The 15,488-nt window shown below is 64.6% G+C and carries 9 protein-coding genes, 2 tRNA genes, 1 pseudogene and 2 riboswitches; of the genes and pseudogenes, 9 read left to right on the plus strand and 3 right to left on the minus strand.

Annotated elements, in window-relative coordinates; translation table 11 throughout:
• Position 1 precedes the first annotated feature (1 nt).
• Genes H926_RS0123070 through H926_RS0123080 form a run of 3 tightly spaced genes read left to right on the plus strand, consistent with a single transcriptional unit; the run spans position 2 to position 7,255 of the window.
• On the plus strand, positions 2-3,751 hold the full coding sequence (locus tag H926_RS0123070; protein WP_256380256.1) for an AAA family ATPase: 3,750 nt from the start codon (positions 2-4) through the stop codon (positions 3,749-3,751).
• Entirely contained in the window at positions 3,748-4,140 is a 393-nt protein-coding gene (locus H926_RS0123075; RefSeq protein ID WP_022678345.1) for a hypothetical protein, read from the plus strand. The genes H926_RS0123070 and H926_RS0123075 overlap by 4 nt, the downstream gene beginning before the upstream one ends.
• Positions 4,141-4,147: 7 nt before the next feature.
• Positions 4,148-7,255 (plus strand): hypothetical protein, encoded by a 3,108-nt coding sequence (locus H926_RS0123080; RefSeq protein ID WP_022678346.1) that lies wholly within the window; start codon positions 4,148-4,150, stop codon positions 7,253-7,255.
• Between the two features lie 451 nt (positions 7,256-7,706).
• Here H926_RS0123080 and H926_RS0123085 read toward each other — a convergent pair whose 3' ends face one another.
• Positions 7,707-8,903 (minus strand): site-specific integrase, encoded by a 1,197-nt coding sequence (locus tag H926_RS0123085; protein ID WP_022678347.1) that lies wholly within the window; start codon positions 8,901-8,903, stop codon positions 7,707-7,709.
• 164 nt (positions 8,904-9,067) lie between these two features.
• Positions 9,068-9,143 (minus strand) — tRNA-Thr (locus H926_RS0123090).
• A 185-nt stretch (positions 9,144-9,328) separates the two neighbouring features.
• On the opposite strand from H926_RS0123090, the gene H926_RS0123095 reads away from it, so the two are divergent.
• From H926_RS0123095 to H926_RS0123105, 3 genes are all read left to right on the plus strand, one after another.
• Positions 9,329-9,577: a YdcH family protein gene (locus H926_RS0123095; RefSeq protein ID WP_022678348.1), complete on the plus strand. Its 249-nt coding sequence runs from the start codon at positions 9,329-9,331 to the stop codon at positions 9,575-9,577.
• 128 nt (positions 9,578-9,705) lie between these two features.
• Positions 9,706-9,782, plus strand: a tRNA-Met gene (locus H926_RS0123100).
• A 140-nt stretch (positions 9,783-9,922) separates the two neighbouring features.
• On the plus strand, positions 9,923-10,801 hold the full coding sequence (locus tag H926_RS0123105; RefSeq protein WP_022678349.1) for an oxygenase MpaB family protein: 879 nt from the start codon (positions 9,923-9,925) through the stop codon (positions 10,799-10,801).
• A 10-nt stretch (positions 10,802-10,811) separates the two neighbouring features.
• Here the strand turns inward: H926_RS0123105 and H926_RS0123110 are convergent, their stop codons facing one another.
• Positions 10,812-11,810 (minus strand): hypothetical protein, encoded by a 999-nt coding sequence (locus H926_RS0123110; RefSeq protein ID WP_022678350.1) that lies wholly within the window; start codon positions 11,808-11,810, stop codon positions 10,812-10,814.
• A 158-nt stretch (positions 11,811-11,968) separates the two neighbouring features.
• Positions 11,969-12,211, plus strand: a riboswitch (cobalamin riboswitch).
• A gap of 199 nt (positions 12,212-12,410) precedes the next feature.
• On the opposite strand from H926_RS0123110, the gene H926_RS0123115 reads away from it, so the two are divergent.
• The 3 genes and pseudogenes from H926_RS0123115 to cobN all read left to right on the plus strand — a co-directional run.
• Positions 12,411-13,424 (plus strand): HoxN/HupN/NixA family nickel/cobalt transporter, encoded by a 1,014-nt coding sequence (locus H926_RS0123115; RefSeq protein ID WP_028658409.1) that lies wholly within the window; start codon positions 12,411-12,413, stop codon positions 13,422-13,424.
• Between the two features lie 71 nt (positions 13,425-13,495).
• Positions 13,496-13,717, plus strand: a riboswitch (cobalamin riboswitch).
• A 193-nt stretch (positions 13,718-13,910) separates the two neighbouring features.
• Positions 13,911-14,948 carry a cobalamin biosynthesis protein CobW gene (gene cobW, locus H926_RS0123120; RefSeq protein WP_022678352.1) on the plus strand — a complete coding sequence of 346 codons (1,038 nt, stop codon included), beginning with the start codon at positions 13,911-13,913 and terminating at the stop codon, positions 14,946-14,948.
• A 16-nt stretch (positions 14,949-14,964) separates the two neighbouring features.
• Positions 14,965-15,488: pseudogene (gene cobN / locus H926_RS30150) on the plus strand (cobaltochelatase subunit CobN); the annotation flags it as partial.

Raw genomic sequence — 15,488 nt, forward strand, 5'->3', positions numbered from 1 at the left:
GCTGGACCCGGCGACGTTCGAAATGATCGTGAGCGATATCGTGCGGGCCGGCAATCCGGAGGCGGATGTCCGCGTGCAAGGCTCGCGCGGCCATGACCAGGCGGGCACCGACATCGTTGCCCGCTTTCCGGACAAGACGATCTGGAGCTTGCAGTGCAAGCGCGTCGAGCGGTTTGGCAAAGTCGAGATCGACAAGGCGGTCGCGTATCATTCGCTTCAGGCCGATCGAAAATTCCTCGTCCTGAGCCGTACCGCCAGCCCTCAGGCAGCGGCGGCGCTCCAAAAGCATGATGGTTGGACGCTTTGGGATAAGCAGGACCTGAGCGCCCTGATCCGCACGCTTCCGATGGAAGTGCAGGAGCGTCTGGTCGACATTTACTTTCGCGGACAGCGGATGGCGCTCCTCGGCCGCAGCGAACCTGGACCCTGGGTTGAGGCCGAGCGCTACTTCGCGCCGTTCGAAAAGCGCTCGAGCGTGTTCAGCCACGATTGGGCCTTGGTGGGCCGAGACCCGGAGATCGATGCGCTTGAGAACGCGCTGCTCGCGGATGGTGACGATCGCGTCGTGTTGCTCGTCGGCCCCGGCGGGATCGGGAAGACGAGGCTTCTCAAGGAAGGGGTTGAGCGTTTTGCCAAGAAGCGCCGGACGACGGTCATCCGGTACCTCTCGTCATCGCTTGAACCCGATGCCGCGAGCCTGGGAGCGCTGGGCACCAAGCCGAAGCTACTGGTCATTGACGACGCGCACGACCGCGACGGGCTTGGGCTTCTCATCGGATATGCGTCGGACAAGCGAAACAAGACGCGGCTGCTGATTGCAACCCGGCCATACGCCGAGCAGCGGATCCGCAACGAGCTCGGGCTCGTGAATATCGTGGCACCGCCGACCGTCAGCCTGCCTCACCTTGAGAAGGCGGCCCTGGCGAAGCTCGTCGTTGAAGTTCTCAAGGAATTCGGCGGGGAAGGTATCTCGCCGGATCCGATTTTGGCGGTGGCTTCAAACAGCCCGCTGGTTGCAGCGATGGCAGCGCGGGTGGTCGCCCGCGAGGGGCTGGCCTCGGAGTTGGCAAGGGGCGAAAAAGCGCTCCGTCAGGTCGTCCTGTCGCGCTTCACCAAGGTGATCACCGGCAATCTCGGCTCGCCGGCTGAGGCACCACTGCTTCGCTCGGTGATGGAGGTGCTGGCGCTGATCCAGCCTTTCCATATCGACGATCATCGGATCGGCGAGCTCGTGGCCGCAACCCACCCAGGGATCGATCCGGCCGGCGTCACGCGCGCGCTCAAGCTGCTCAGCGAAGGCGGCGTGATCTTCAAGCGGGGAACGCTGCACCGCCTCATGCCCGACCTCCTCGGCGACTTTCTGATCGAGGAGAGCTGCGTCGGTGTTGATGGCAAGCTGACCCCGTTCGCCTTGGCGGCGTTTGCGGCGGTCGACTCCAACTCGCTCAGCCATATGCTCGTCAATCTTGGCCGAATGGACTGGCGTCTCGCCGGCGGCGATCCTTCGAACAGCCGGTTGCTCGAACCCCTGTGGTCGCAGTTGAAGGCGATCGAGGACAAATATGATGGGCGGATCGGTGCGGTCGAGTCCGTTGCTTATTATCAACCGGCGCAAGCACTAGGGTTTGTGCAGGTCCAGGTCGAGGCCGGTCATCGCTTCTCCGAATTCGGCACCATCCTGCGCCGGGTCGCAATGACACCGGATTATCGGCTCGAGGCACTCCGCCTGCTGCTCGATCTTGGACGGGAAGAGGGTAGCAAGCCGGGCCAGAACCCAAGCCAGCCGGTCCGCATTTTGACGGATCTGATCGGCTATGATGAGCGCAAGCCGCTCGCGTTCATCGAGGAGGTTGCGGATTTTGCCTTCGGCACGGTGAACGATCCGAGTGCTTGGGACGGAACTATCACCCCACTGACGCTGCTGGAGCCCCTGCTCAAAGGCCAGGGTACGACGACGAAGTGGACCGCACGCGGCGTCTCGATCACCCCTTATTATGTCACGTACGATGTGGTCGCCCACCTGCGAAAGCGCGTGATTGATCTCGTTTTCGATCTTCTGCAGAATCCGGACGTGCGGATTGCGCATGAGGCGGCGCTGTTCTTCAACAATGCGGTTCGCGGTCCCTACGGGATGATGAGCAGCAGTCCTCCCGACAAGCTCGCCAAGCGCTACGAGGAGGAGTTCGTCAGCACGATCGAGCGCCTCGACGCACTCATGCGGAAAGGAACGCTTGCCCCGGCGACGCTGATCGGCATCGTGCGCTCGCTGTCCTGGCATGCTGAATATGCCGGGGAACCCATGCAGTCGAAAGCCCGGGCGGTCTTCGAGCATTTGCCCAAGTCCCTCGAATTCCGCCTGCTCGCGGGTCTGACAGACACCGCCGGCTGGAGCTTCGTCGGGCAGATCGATTTCGCCAATTGGGGTGAGGAGAAAGAGTGGTCCGCGGATCTGATCAACCAGGTCGCCCGCGCCTTCGAACCTAAGGAATTGGCCGACCTGGTGACTTCTCTCCTCGACCAATTGGTCGCAGCTGGGGAGCCGATTGGTCAGAATGGGGCGGTCATCGACAAGCTGATCACCGCCGAGCCGCGCTTCGGCGACGAGATTATTCGACGCGCGGTCGAAGCGCCCGACAGCCGTCTCAGCCATTATCTTGGCTACGCGATTGGCGCGATCCTCGAAAACTCCCCAGCGGACGGGCGTTCACTGATCACCGAACTGCTGGCCTCGACGTCTGATAAGATCCGCGGCGGAGCAGCACGCGCGCTGGTCGGGTTGCGCCGAGATCGCCAGCCCGAGGATGTTGCGCTGCTCGCGAGGATCATCGGATCGGACGATAAGGATCTGGCCTCCGTCGGCATGTGGGCCCTTCGAGGTTGGCGGGACGTCTCCGAGCGGGAGATGATTGATCTGGGCCTGAGCGTACCGTTCGATCGGCATCCGGAATTGTTCGACTCCGTCGCCGCGCTGATCTGCAATTCGCAGACAAAATTGCTCGAGCGTCTCGGTGATGCCGATGTTACGCGCCTGCTCAATCGGATGAAGGCCTTGCCGACGCTGCAGGGCCATTGCACGGTTGAAGTGCTGCAGGGTCTTGCGAAGTTCCATCCTCGGCGCCTGGCCGAATTCCTGTTCGAGCGCGCCCAGACTGCGCTGTCCGACGAGGCGCCAGACGGGTTCAGCGTCGTGGGGTTCTCGCTCCGGCACGGACATCTTGGCTTCGAGACATCGGCCGCCGGGAGCGCAATTCTGCCGGTCGCGTGGGCGTGGCTTCGCCGCCATGATGAGGCGGATGGCTGGGTGAGGAGCGAGGCGGCTCGCATCTTCGCGGCCATGTTCAAAATCGATGATCCCATCGTCGTGGGCTTCATGGACCAAATGGTCGATCAGGCGCTTGGTCCTGACCTAATGTGGGTGGGCGATATCCTGCGGCATGCCCATCATAGCTATCCGTTCAAGGCATCGCGCTTCGTCGAGCGGCTGTTGGCTCGCTGCGCGATCGTCGATCGGGCTGTCCTCGACGAAGTCGTGGATCAGATCCTTATCGCGGCCACCACCGGCAGCTGGTCTGGAACGCGCGGGCAGCCGACGCCTCGCGATGTGAAAGCACGGGATCAGGCCACGGAGATCCTCGCTCGGATGTCTCGGCTTGCCCCCGCATACTCTCTTTATCGGCGGATCAAGGAGGATGCCGAGCGCAATATCCGCCAATCGATCCGTGAGGCGAGCACGCTGGACGACGACGAGTGAGCGACGCGCGCGCCCGGGAACGATTACGGCAAGAGCGCATCGCGTCTGAGCAGGTGGTCACCCAGTGTGCGCAGTGGTTCCAGCTCAAGCTCAGGTTTGGCTATGTCGCGCTCTTTGTCTTCGTAGGCATCGCGGCGCTGGCGGCTTCGGTTGTCTTGCTCGCCCATTTTTCTGCGACGTCGATCGCCGTCGCGGCGCTGATGATCTTGGGCAACTTGCTCTCCCTAGCCATCTTCGTGATGAAGGTGGTGCTACAGCCGAATGACGCCCTGATATTGCGGCCAATAACGTCGGACCCGGCGATGCAATCGCACACCCCCCCGCAGCGCGCGCCGAGCCCGACATCCGTCGTGCGAGTTACTGGCCGCAACCCCTCCTTAGACGCATAGATCGCGCATGGACTTTCAGGATAGCCAAGTTACGCCACCTGCCTCGTGGGAAAAGTTCGAGAGTCTCACGCGCGCGCTCTTTGCTGCGATCTGGAACGATCCGCTGGCGCAGCAAAATGGCCGCAGCGGCCAAGCGCAACATGGCGTCGATGTTTTCGGCTACCCAGCCGACGGCGTGCGGCGGGTCCATGGCGTCCAATGCAAAGGCAAGAATGAGATCGTCGGATCTAGGGCGACGATCGCCGAATTCGATGCCGAGCTCCTGAAAGCGGAAAGGTTCAAGCCGGCGCTGGCCCATTGGACATTTGCTACGACGGCGATCGACGATGCCGTACTCCAAGAGCATGTTCGGATCGTATCTGAGGCGCGCGTTGAACGTGGCGCGTTTCCGGTCTCCGTAATCGGTTGGAAGTCGATCGTGGCGCTCATTTCGCGCTACCGAACGTCACTCGCGGAATTCTATCCGGAGCTCTCGCACGATATGCCGGCGCTTCTCGAAGCGGTTAAGGCCTTGCCCAGCGCCGAAGAGACGGCGCAACTGAGACAGGCGCTGCTGGCCATGGCGCCGTTGCCGCCGAAGGCAGACGCGGGTTGGGTTGAGCTGACCTTCGGCGAGGTTCGGGATCTGGGACCGGCGCTGATGGGCCGACCTATGGGGCCAGCCGACGTCGCAGCTTGTCCGGTCTTGCCTGAGGTCTCCGATCTGATCGACGATCTTGAGCGCGCCGGCTCTGCACGCCTTGCTGGCCTGCCCGGCGCGGGTAAGTCGATTTGCATCCTGCAATGCGCGGTCGAGGCTCATCGACGGGGCTGGCGCGTGCTCCGCCTGATTGGCGGACAGGTGTCGCACATTGACCAGGAGCCAGGCGACCGGACACTGCGAATTCTGGACGACGCGCATCTCATCCCTTCGCATAGCTTGCGGTTGCTGGAAGAACGGGCGTCATCGCGTCTGTGGGTGTTGAGCGCCCACACGACCCTGGATCCAAAGTCGATGCTGCCGGGCACGGTGCATCTCGATGCAAAACGAGCGGTTCGCGTCATCTCGCAAGGTCTCAAGATGGACTTGAACGCGACGCGCGCCGCCGTGGAACGCGTTGACGACCGCGTGGGCCCGCGCATCGGTGATGAAAGCATCGAAGGGCGGCTCGAACAGGCGGAAATAGCCGAATATCCGTGGCAGTTCTGCTTCATACTTGGCGGCGGATGGCGCCGCGCGAAGTCGATTGCCAGCTCGACCCGCGCTATCGGCGCCGATCTCGTGCTCGCCGCGGCCGCGATCCGCCAGCTCGCATCGCGGGATGCGCCCTGCAGCAACGCGCAGCTGTCAGACCTCTTGAGCAGGGCGGAGGTGCAGGATCACGGCGAGGCCGAAATTGCAGCGCTCGTCCATCTGCGCCACCTCCTGGCCACTGACGACCTGCGCTGTCCGCATCAGCGGCTTGCCGCCGTCCTTCTCGGTCGCATTGCCGACGGTCAAGACGAGCATGGCCGACGCGCGATCAAACGGCTGTTCGAGACGGTGCTTGCCGATCCGGCGATGCCGGTGGCGGGGCTTTCGCTTCTGTTGAACGAACTGGCGTTCTTCGAGAGCGGGCGTTGGATGGGGCTCATCGAACCCTCAGCCTTGGAGTCCCTCCTTGCGCGGTGCTGGACGGCAACGGAGGCGCTCGATGTGCGGGCTGCGTGCTCGGCCTTGTTGAGCATCAAGCGCTATCGGCCCGACCATCATGACCTGATCCGTTCGCAGATCGAGACGATCTCAGGTTGGCTAGCGGCTGCGCTTCCGGAGAGCTGCTATGCGCTCGGGTCCATCTTGAACGGCCTGCGATCACACGACGAACCGCTGGCCATCGAGCTTATGGAGCGGACCGATCCGACGGCCATGGCGGCCAAGGTTAGTCATGCTCCCCCCGGCCATGCGAGCGAGATCGCTTACCTGATCTCCCAGATGCCGACCTTTTCGAATCTTCCCTGGAAATCGGCCTACCTCGGCGCTCTCAACCGCTCCGCATGCTTGGCAAAAATGGCAGCGTGGCCGCGAGACGCCTACCTCTCGTCGGCTGCGACCTATTGCCAGCATTTCGGTTGGGTCGACGAGGCTTTTGGGCTCGATCTCGTTGAGAGCCTGATGCCGGCGATTGAGGAGCGGTTGCGTGCCGATCCCATCCACGCGTTTCACGAGCTGAACGATATCTTTTGGCACGTGCTTCGGGTCTATGATCCGCTGCACATCTATGTTGGCGATCGGGCTCCGACGGGTAGGATGCGTCGTATCGCGGGACGGCTCGTAAGCCGTTGGTCGGCGCCATCACTTGCCGCCAGCCTTTCTACGGCGTCGCCGCGCGAGTTCCAGTCCGCTGCCGGAATCTTGCATGTCATCGCCAAGGTACGCCCGCCGATGTACCAGGCAATTGCCCTGTCGATCGATTGGGATCGCGTTGCCACCACGATCGGGCCGGGTTGGTCCCATGAAGTGGGCGACGCCATTCAGCTGTTCGGCGCGGTGTATGCCCACCAGCCGGCGCGTGCCGCAGTCCGCGCGATGATCGCATCCCGCGAGACTATGATCGAGACGCTGTCGACACGCATGGCGGCGATTGCGCCGGACACTGCGGTTCGGCACCTGGAGGCAGGCCGCCGGATTGCACTGACGCATTGGGGATCGGCCGACTGGCAGCTTGGCGCTCTGCTGCTGGCCCATCTGGCGGCTGCCCGCCGTCCGGACCTCATTGAGAGATTTCTGGGCCCACATGAACAGGGTCTCGGCAAAATCTTGTCGCAGAAAAGCCCATCCTTCTATCGTGAAGCCACGTTCTTCATCCGGCTTCAGCACGAATTGGCGCCAGCGAGCTTCGAGCGCGTTCTGGCTGCCGTAGATGTGTCGAGCGCCGAGACGGGGTGGACGGATGCGTTGAAGACCCGGCCACAGAGAAAGGAAGACGGCGGCCGAGACGACCCACGAGCAGCAGTTCGTCTGCTGGTACAGCATGGACAGGCGTCCGTGACGCCCGCCGGTGAGCTTGCGCGCAAGCTACGTAGCCGCTTTCCGACCTTGTCGGTTCCGACCAAGAAGTGGCTTCAGCCGCTCGGCGAGCCGCCATCGCTCGATTAAAATTCAATCGAGAAGATTTGTTCGCCGTCGAGGGCAAGACGATGAACCGTATTCCTATGCGGGCAAACGATAATCCGTCACCCGTGTATGGAGCTCTACCATGGAAGTCCGCGCGCGGCTTATCATCTGCCTGCTAATCACAGGGTCCCGAATGAAAGGCCGCTTAGCGCGGTCTCACCCCAAAGCGGTCAGGCCGTCTTCCACCCAAGTTTGCGCTATGCTGTACCCCTCGTCGGGCGGCCGGCGGGGATGACGCAGACGGTCAGCTGTTGGAAAGCGCAACTGGGCTCGGCAACGACGACAATTGGCGCGCTCCCGTCCGGCGGGTGTGCGTGAGTCGAATGGCAAGTTCCAGCAGGAGCCGTCGTTCAGGTCACGGCCGCTGAAGGTGGTGAGTTGGTCGATTTCTTCCAGTAAGCCGGGCAGCCTTTGATCGGCTGCCCGGCCGCGCTTACGCTGCGGATAGCTTCAGGCCGTCCAGGTAATCGCTCCACCACTGCGCCATCTTTACGCGTTCGTCCCAGTGTTGCCCTCTGGCGTAAGTGCCGCGCACGGCGTTGGAATGCCCATGAGCCAAGGCCCGCTCGATCGCGTCGAAATGCCACAACCCACTTTCGTTGAGCAGCGTGCTGGCTGTAGCCCGCCAACCGTGGGCCGTAACGGTATCCTGATCGAAGCCCATGCGGCGAAACGCCAGGTTGATCGCGTTCTCGCACATCGGCACGGTAAATTTGCGCTGGCCGGGAAACATGTAGGGCAATTGCCCGGTGCGCTCGTGCAGGCTGCGCAGCAACTCCAGCGACTGACGCGAGAGCGGGACAGAGTGGGGCCGGCGCAATTTGGTGCGCTCGGCAGGGACGCGCCAGACAGCGCCTTCCCAATCGATCTCATCCCATTTGCCAAAGCGCAATTCCCCCGGCCGCAGGAAGACATGCGGCAGAATCTGCATGGCCAGTTTGACCACTTCGGTGCCGGTAAACTCATCGATGGCACGCAGCAGCACGCCTAGCTTGCGCGGCTCGAGGACGGCAGCACGGTGCTTGACGAGAGGCGCGGCCAGGGCGTCGTCGAGAAGGGCTGCCGGATCGTTCTTGCATAGCCCCAGAACCGCGCCATGGCGGAACACGCGACTGGCGAAGGCGCGGGTGCGGCGGGCCGTCTCGCGCTTGCCTTCGCTTTCCACCTTGCGCAGGACGTTCAACAAGTCCGGTGGCGTGATGTCGGCGATCGGCAAGTGCCCGACAGTGTGCGCGAGGTGAGAGAGGAACCAATGCGCCTTGATGATGGTTGCAGGCGCCTTGCCGCTGCGTTCCAGCCGCACGCTGATGAAATCCTCGGCCACGGCGCGGAACGTATTGCTGGCGTGCAGGCGGGCCTCGATCTTCTTTTTGCGGCGCTCGACAGCTGGATCGCCGCCATCGCGAATCAAATCGCGAGCCTTGTCACGCAGAGCGCGAGCCTCTTTCAGGCCGACGTCCGGCCATTGGCCGAGCGACAGGCGCTTCTCGACGCCGTGAAGGCGATATTTGAAGTACCAGATCTTCGCGCCAGAGGGTCGGACCTCTAGATAGAGGCCTTTCTCGTCGGGCTTGCGGTAGGGGGAGTTTGAAGCCGAAAACCCGTTTATTTGCAGAGCTTTAAGCGACATTTGGGGGCAACGCCTTTTGCTAGGCTCCCGTTTCCCCCAGAAATGCCCCCACTTGGCGTGAAAAGTGGTGAGAAATCCTGGGACAAAGCGAGAACGTCCGGAAGACAAAATCGACCGAAAATCTAGCCAAATCAATGCGTTGAGACGTTTTGGGAAGAAGCCCCTGGTGCCGCTTACAGGACTCGAACCTGTGACCCCCGCATTACGAATGCGATGCTCTACCAACTGAGCTAAAGCGGCCCTGCCGTGTGGGCTGGCGGGCGATTAGCTTTGCACGCACGGGATTGCAATGGGTTTTGCACGCGCTGCCGGGTTTTTGTGGATATCTCTGCACAGCCATGGCCATGCCGGTTTGATGGAGCGCAATGCGCCGCGTGCCCAGGCCGGCATGATCGCGTGCACGAACACCTTTGCAGGAGCAAGCGATGACCCACGTGCCCGGTGATCTCAAGGATGCCTTTCCCGACGATGCCGCGCTGTTGCACGCGCTCAAGCTCGGCAATGCGCATGTGCACCGCCTGGTCGAGGAGTATCACGCCCTCAACCATGCGGTGCACCGGATCGAGAGCGAGGTTGCGCCCAGCTCTGACCAGCACGTGGAAGCGCTCAAGAAGCAGCGGTTGGCGGTTCTGGACGCGCTGGCCGAACAACTGGTGCTTGCCAAGGCTGGCTGAGCGCACAACGGCCATGCGCAAGCCTGTGGAGAACATCGGGATCGCTGGAAAAAAGCAGGTTGACGGATCAGCCCGCGCCGCCTAATCGGCCGCCCTACCGCGCGTCGCCAGACGCGGCGCGGACCTGGGGCGGAGTAGCTCAGTCGGTTAGAGCAGCGGAATCATAATCCGCGTGTCGGGGGTTCGAGTCCCTCCTCCGCTACCACTTTTCCTGATATTCAGCAGCGATAATGGCGCTCTTACAGGGGCGCGGTCGCCAGGCGCGCAGTGTTTTGCCCGCATGGCCGTGTCCTTGCATTGGCTTTGCGCTGGCGCTGCACGTGGCCTTGCGGCAAACCCTTGAGCATGACCTCACGCCGTGATCTTGGCCCTGCCGCAACGCTGCGGCGACTGCTTGTCGGGCGGGTGCAGGCGTTGTTCCATGATCGGGCCAAGGGCGAAAGCCCGATCGTGCGTTCGAATGATGCGCTGTTTGCGCCGGATTCGGTGATCTGGCGGGTGCATGGCGATGTCACCACGATGATGATCGGGGGCGTGACCGCGCTGCTGCTGCAAATGCTGCACCCGGCAGCGCTGGCTGGCGTGTGGGACCACAGCACTTTCCGCAACGACATGCTGGGCCGCCTGCGCCGCACCGCGCGGTTCATTGCCGTGACAACCTATGCCGAGCGTGGGCAGGCGGATGCCGCGATCGACAAGGTGCGGGCAGTGCACGAATATGTACAGGGCACCCTGGCCGACGGCACGCCTTATCGCGCCAGCGACCCACACCTGCTGGCCTGGGTGCACGTGTGCGAGGCTATCGGTTTTCTCGATGCGTGGATCGCCTATGGCGAGCCCGGCATGTCAAGCGCAGACCAGGACACCTATATGCGCGAGGCGGGTGTGGTGGCGCGCCGGCTTGGCGCCGATCCGGTGCCGGAAACGCGCGCGCAGGCCGAGGCACTCATCGCCGCGTTTCGCCCTGAACTGCATGCTGATCAGCGCACACGGCAGGTCGCGCGCATGGTGCTGTCGCAGCCGTCGCCCTCGCTGGCCGCCGCTCCGGCCCAGCACCTGCTGTTCCAGGCGGCGGTCGATTTGATGCCGCGCTGGGCGCAGGCGCTGCACGGGCGCCACCTGTCCCGGCCGGCGACACCGATCGTGCGCGGTGGCGCCATGGCCATGGCGCGCACGTTGCAATGGGCATTTGCCCCGGCCCGCCGCCTGCCACCGGCAGGTTGAACGGCGCGGTTCAGGGCTGGCCCAGCCGCCATTGCAACAGGCGCACGAATGGCTCTGGCTCATCCAGGCGGAACGCCACGCGCCTGATGCTGCGGCGGCGCAGCAGGCGATGATGATCAATCGGGGCGCGCAAATGCACGATCACGTTGGGCCAGGCCAGCAGCGCCGCATTGAGCGTGGCGGCATCGCGCACCTCGGCGCCGTCGATGGCCATGCTGACGCTCTCGATGCGGTTGAGCGGCACTGCCACGTCGAGGAGCAGCCCGGCGCGAATGCGCAAGCTGTCTGCCTCCAGCAGGATCGGGCGAAAGCGGAACGATTTGACCACGCCCACCAGGTAGACCAGTCCCAAGTCGCTCACGACGAACATCGCCAAGGCCGGCAGGCGGCTCCAGTGGCCCAGAAAGACGTGATAGACCGCCACTTCGATGGCCGAGAGCGACAGGAGCGTTATCGCCATCGGCGTAAGGTGCCGGTGATAGGCAAAGGCGCGCGCGCCGGGTGGAACGTCGGCTGGTCCTCCCCAGCGCAACAGAGCCATGTGCAGCACCACCAGTTCCGCGCGGGCCAGGCGCACCAGGGCAGGGGGCAGGAATTGTGCGGCTACGCTTTCCCAGCGCGCGGCCGTGCCGCCCCGGCGCACGATAGCCAGCGCCTGCCGACCGGCGAGGGCAAGGTGGGCAAGCAGCGCCAGCGCCATGGCCACCATCGTGCCGGGCATGGCCAACAAGGCGGCACGCAGGGCAGGCGGTGCGGCCATGCTAACGAGGCAACAGGCGCCTGCCAGCGTCGCGCATACGGTTCGAGCGTCGGGACGGCCGGCGCCATCGCGCGCGATGCGTGACAACAGCAGGCTATCGGCGCTCAGCCACAGGCAAAGCCACAAGGACAGCGCGGGGTGGCTTTGCGCCAGCGGTAGGCGCGCGGCCAGCATGGCGGCAACGATGACGACGGCGGGGACCAGGTTTGCTGCCCGTCGATGATGCGCGATGCGTGCGGCTGGAATCATCCTGCGCGGCCTCCTGCGACGGCGATGATGCCGGGCAGTGCCGATCATTGCCCAGCGCGCCGTCGCTCGCAACCACCGAAAACGCAGCGCCACCATCGCGTGGGCGTTGCGCCGCCGCTGCCGGCTGGCTATGCCCGGTGGGCCTGGCGGGATTTCTGCCGGGCAAAGATCGCGCCGGTGCCCGGAAGGGCTCAATCGGGAATGCGGTGCGGGGCCATGGCGCCCCAAATCCGCGGCTGTCCCTGCAACTGTAAGCGGCGAGCGCGATGCATACCGCCTTTCCCGATATCGGCGGGGGGGGCAGCCACTGGGCCGGACGCCAAGACGGGCGAGGCCTGGGAAGGCATGCATCAAGCCCTGACCCGCAAGCCAGGAGACCGGCCGGCGCTTGGTCGCTCATGCCTTGGTCCAGGGGATGGCCGCGGCACGGTTCGGTCCGTCAGAGCGACGCCGCCTGGCCGGTGTGTGGCTGCGTGGGCGCCTTGTGGCGTGCGCGTGGCGTCACGCGTCCGGCTCCGTCGCCATTCTGGCCGGAGTATTCCGCTCGTGCCTGTTTCCTTTCCTGTTCGCCGCCTGCTGGCCCGTTCGGCCGCGCCCTCGCTGCGCCGGCATATCGCTGCTCTTTTGGCCGGGCTGCTGCTGGCCAATGCCCTGGCCTGGCTGTGGGCGCTGGGCCTGTTCCATGATCAGCCGCTGATGCTGGGCACCGCCGTGCTCGCCTGGGGGCTGGGGCTGCGCCACGCGGTCGATGCCGATCACATCGCCGCGATCGACAATGTCACGCGCAAGCTGATGCAGCAGGGGCAGCGGCCGATCGCCGTGGGCCTGTGGTTTGCCCTGGGCCACGCCACGATCATCGCCATCGCTTCGGTCCTGGTGGCGCTGACGGCCACGGCGCTCGCCCGGTTTGGCGCCTTTCGCGAGGTGGGCGGGATGATCGCCACGACGATATCGGCGCTGTTCCTGTTTGCCATTGCCGCCATGAACCTGGTGATCCTGCGTGGGGTGTGGCGCACCTTTGCCCATGTGCGCGCAGGGGGCACCTATGTGGAGGAAGACCTTGACCTGCTGCTGTCGGGCCGGGGCCTGCTATCGCGCCTGTTCCGCCCGATGTTTCGCCTGGTCACGCGATCGTGGCACATGGCGCCGCTTGGCTTTCTGTTCGGGCTGGGTTTCGATACGGCCACGGAAGTCGCGCTGCTCGGCCTGTCGGCCAGCCAGGCGGCGAGTGGCCTGGCGTTGGGCACGATCCTGGTGCTGCCCGCGCTGTTTGCGGTGAGCATGGCGCTGATCGATACGATCGATGGTGTGGTCATGCTTGGCGCCTATGAGTGGGCCTTCGTCAAGCCGATCCGCAAGCTCTATTACAACATCACCATCACGCTGGTTTCGGCGCTGGTGGCGATCGTGATCGGCGGGATCGAGGCGGCCGCACTGATCGGCCAGAAGCTGGGCCTGACCGGTGCGCCATGGCGGTTGGCGGCCAATCTTGCCAGCAATTTCAACGGGCTGGGCTTTGCCATCATTGCCCTGTTTGCGTTGTGCTGGCTGGCCAGTGCGGCGATCTATCGCTGGCAGCGGCTCGACGACATCGAGGTGGTTCGCGCAATCTGATGTCATGCCCGGTTGGCTTGGCCGGCGAACTCGGCTAGGAGGGCAGCGCAGGCGCCGGTTTCGGCCAGTGCCCTGCAAAAGATCGCGTCGGTGCCCCGAGAGGGGCTTAATCGGGAATGCGGTGCGGGGCTTTGCCCCAAGTCCGCAGCTGTCCCTGCAACTGTAAGTGGCGAGCGCGATGCACTGTTCCCCGCACGACGGGGATGGCCACTGGGCCCCAAGCGGGCCTGGGAAGGCGTGCATCAAGCCCTGACCCACGAGCCAGGAGACCTGCCGGCGCACTGGTCGCTCTTGCCTTGATCCAGGGGATGGTCCGGGCACGGTAATACTTCCGTCTGGGCGACGAAGACTTGTGCGGCTGGGGCTGCACGGGTTGCGTTGTGGTGGGCGCTTTCGTGCGCCGGCCCGCTGCCGCGCGCCTGGCCGGATCGTTTTCCGGCAAGCCCTGCCGTGTCGCTCGCCTGGCGCCGCGGAAGGGTTTTGTGCATGCCGGATCTGGCAAAAGTGCCCGTCACCATCGTGACCGGCTTTCTCGGCGCGGGAAAGACCACGCTGATCAGCCACTTGCTTCGCCACTCTGGCGGGCGCCGCCTGGCCGTGGTGGTCAACGAATTCGGCACGCTGGGGGTGGATGGCGATATCCTCACGTCCTGCGCCATTCCCGATTGCCCGGCCGAAAACATCGTCGAACTGGCCAATGGCTGCATCTGCTGCACCGTGGCCGATGATTTCATCCCCACGGTCGAACGCCTGCTTGCGCTCGATCCCCGGCCCGATCACATCCTGATCGAAACCTCGGGGCTGGCGCTGCCCAAGCCCTTGCTCAAGGCGTTTGACTGGCCGGCGATCCGCAGCCGCATCACCGTCGATGGCGTGCTGGCGCTGGCCGATGCCGAGGCGGTGGCCGCCGGCCGCTTTGCCCCCGATCTCGCCGCGCTCGACGCGCAGCGTGCCGCCGATCCCGGCATCGATCACGAAACGCCCCTGGCCGAAGTGTTCGAAGACCAGTTGGCGTGTGCCGATCTGGTGCTGTTGACCAAGGGCGATCTGGCCGGGCCGGAGGGTCTGGCCAAGGCGCGCGCCATGATTGCTGATACCGCGCCGCGCGCGGTTCCGGTGATTGACCTGGCCGAAGGCGCAGCCGATCCGCGCGTGATCCTGGGGCTAAACGCGGCGGCCGAAGACGATATCGCAGCCCGCCCGTCGCACCACGATGGCGCCGACGATCACGAGCACGACGATTTTGCCAGCACCGTCGTGCCGCTGGGCGAGGTATCCGATCCGGCCGACCTGGCCGCGCGCATCGCCCGCCTGGCCACAGAGCATGGCGTGCTGCGCGTGAAAGGCCATGTCGCGGTGGCGGGCAAGCCGATGCGCCTGCTGGTTCAGGCCGTGGGCGCGCGCGTGCGCCATCAGTATGACCGGCCCTGGCAGGTGGGAGAGCCGCGCACCGGGCAACTGGTGGCGATTGCCGAGCGCGACAAGCTGGAACCCGAAACGATCAGGGCGGTGCTGGCGGCCTGATCGGCGGCGCGGGCCCATGCACGTCATCTTCCGCGAGAGCCACGGGCTTGAGGAAACGGCCGTGCCCCAGGATCTGGGGCAGGCGCCGGCGCCGCTCGTCGTCCTGTCGTTTTCCGACAGCGACCTGGGCGCCTTTGCCGCTGGCTGGCACCTGGCGCGCCAGGCCGATCCGGCGTTCCCGCTGCTGCGCCTGGCCAATCTGGCCGCGCTGGAACATCCCTTGTCGGTCGATACCTATATCGAGCGCACGCTGGTTGGCGCGCGGGCGATCCTGATCCGCCTGATCGGCGGGGTTTCGTGGTGGCGCTATGGCCTGGGGCAGGTGGCGGCCCTGGCACGCGCGTGCGGCGTGGCGCTTGCGGTGTTGCCGGCAGACGGGCGGGCCGATCCGCAGCTTGACGAAGCCTCTACCTTGCCGCGCGAAAGCTTGCGCGATTTGGCCGCGCTGTGCGAGGCGGGCGGGCCCGATGCTGCCCATCGCGCGCTAGTGACACTGGCACAGGCGGGCGGGCTGGCGCTGAACGCAACCGCGCTTGCCGC

Origin of the sequence: Novosphingobium sp. B-7 (assembly GCF_000410615.1) — a bacterium.
GTDB classification, from domain to species: domain Bacteria; phylum Pseudomonadota; class Alphaproteobacteria; order Sphingomonadales; family Sphingomonadaceae; genus Novosphingobium; species Novosphingobium capsulatum.

Coding starts and splice junctions, on each gene's coding strand:
- H926_RS0123110 (WP_022678350.1), bottom strand. CDS start 11,810: ATGATTCCAGCCGCACGCATCGCGCATCATCGACGGGCAGCAAACCTG.
- H926_RS0123105 (WP_022678349.1), top strand. CDS start 9,923: ATGACCTCACGCCGTGATCTTGGCCCTGCCGCAACGCTGCGGCGACTG.
- cobW (WP_022678352.1), top strand. CDS start 13,911: ATGCCGGATCTGGCAAAAGTGCCCGTCACCATCGTGACCGGCTTTCTC.
- H926_RS0123080 (WP_022678346.1), top strand. CDS start 4,148: ATGGACTTTCAGGATAGCCAAGTTACGCCACCTGCCTCGTGGGAAAAG.
- H926_RS0123095 (WP_022678348.1), top strand. CDS start 9,329: ATGACCCACGTGCCCGGTGATCTCAAGGATGCCTTTCCCGACGATGCC.
- H926_RS0123085 (WP_022678347.1), bottom strand. CDS start 8,903: ATGTCGCTTAAAGCTCTGCAAATAAACGGGTTTTCGGCTTCAAACTCC.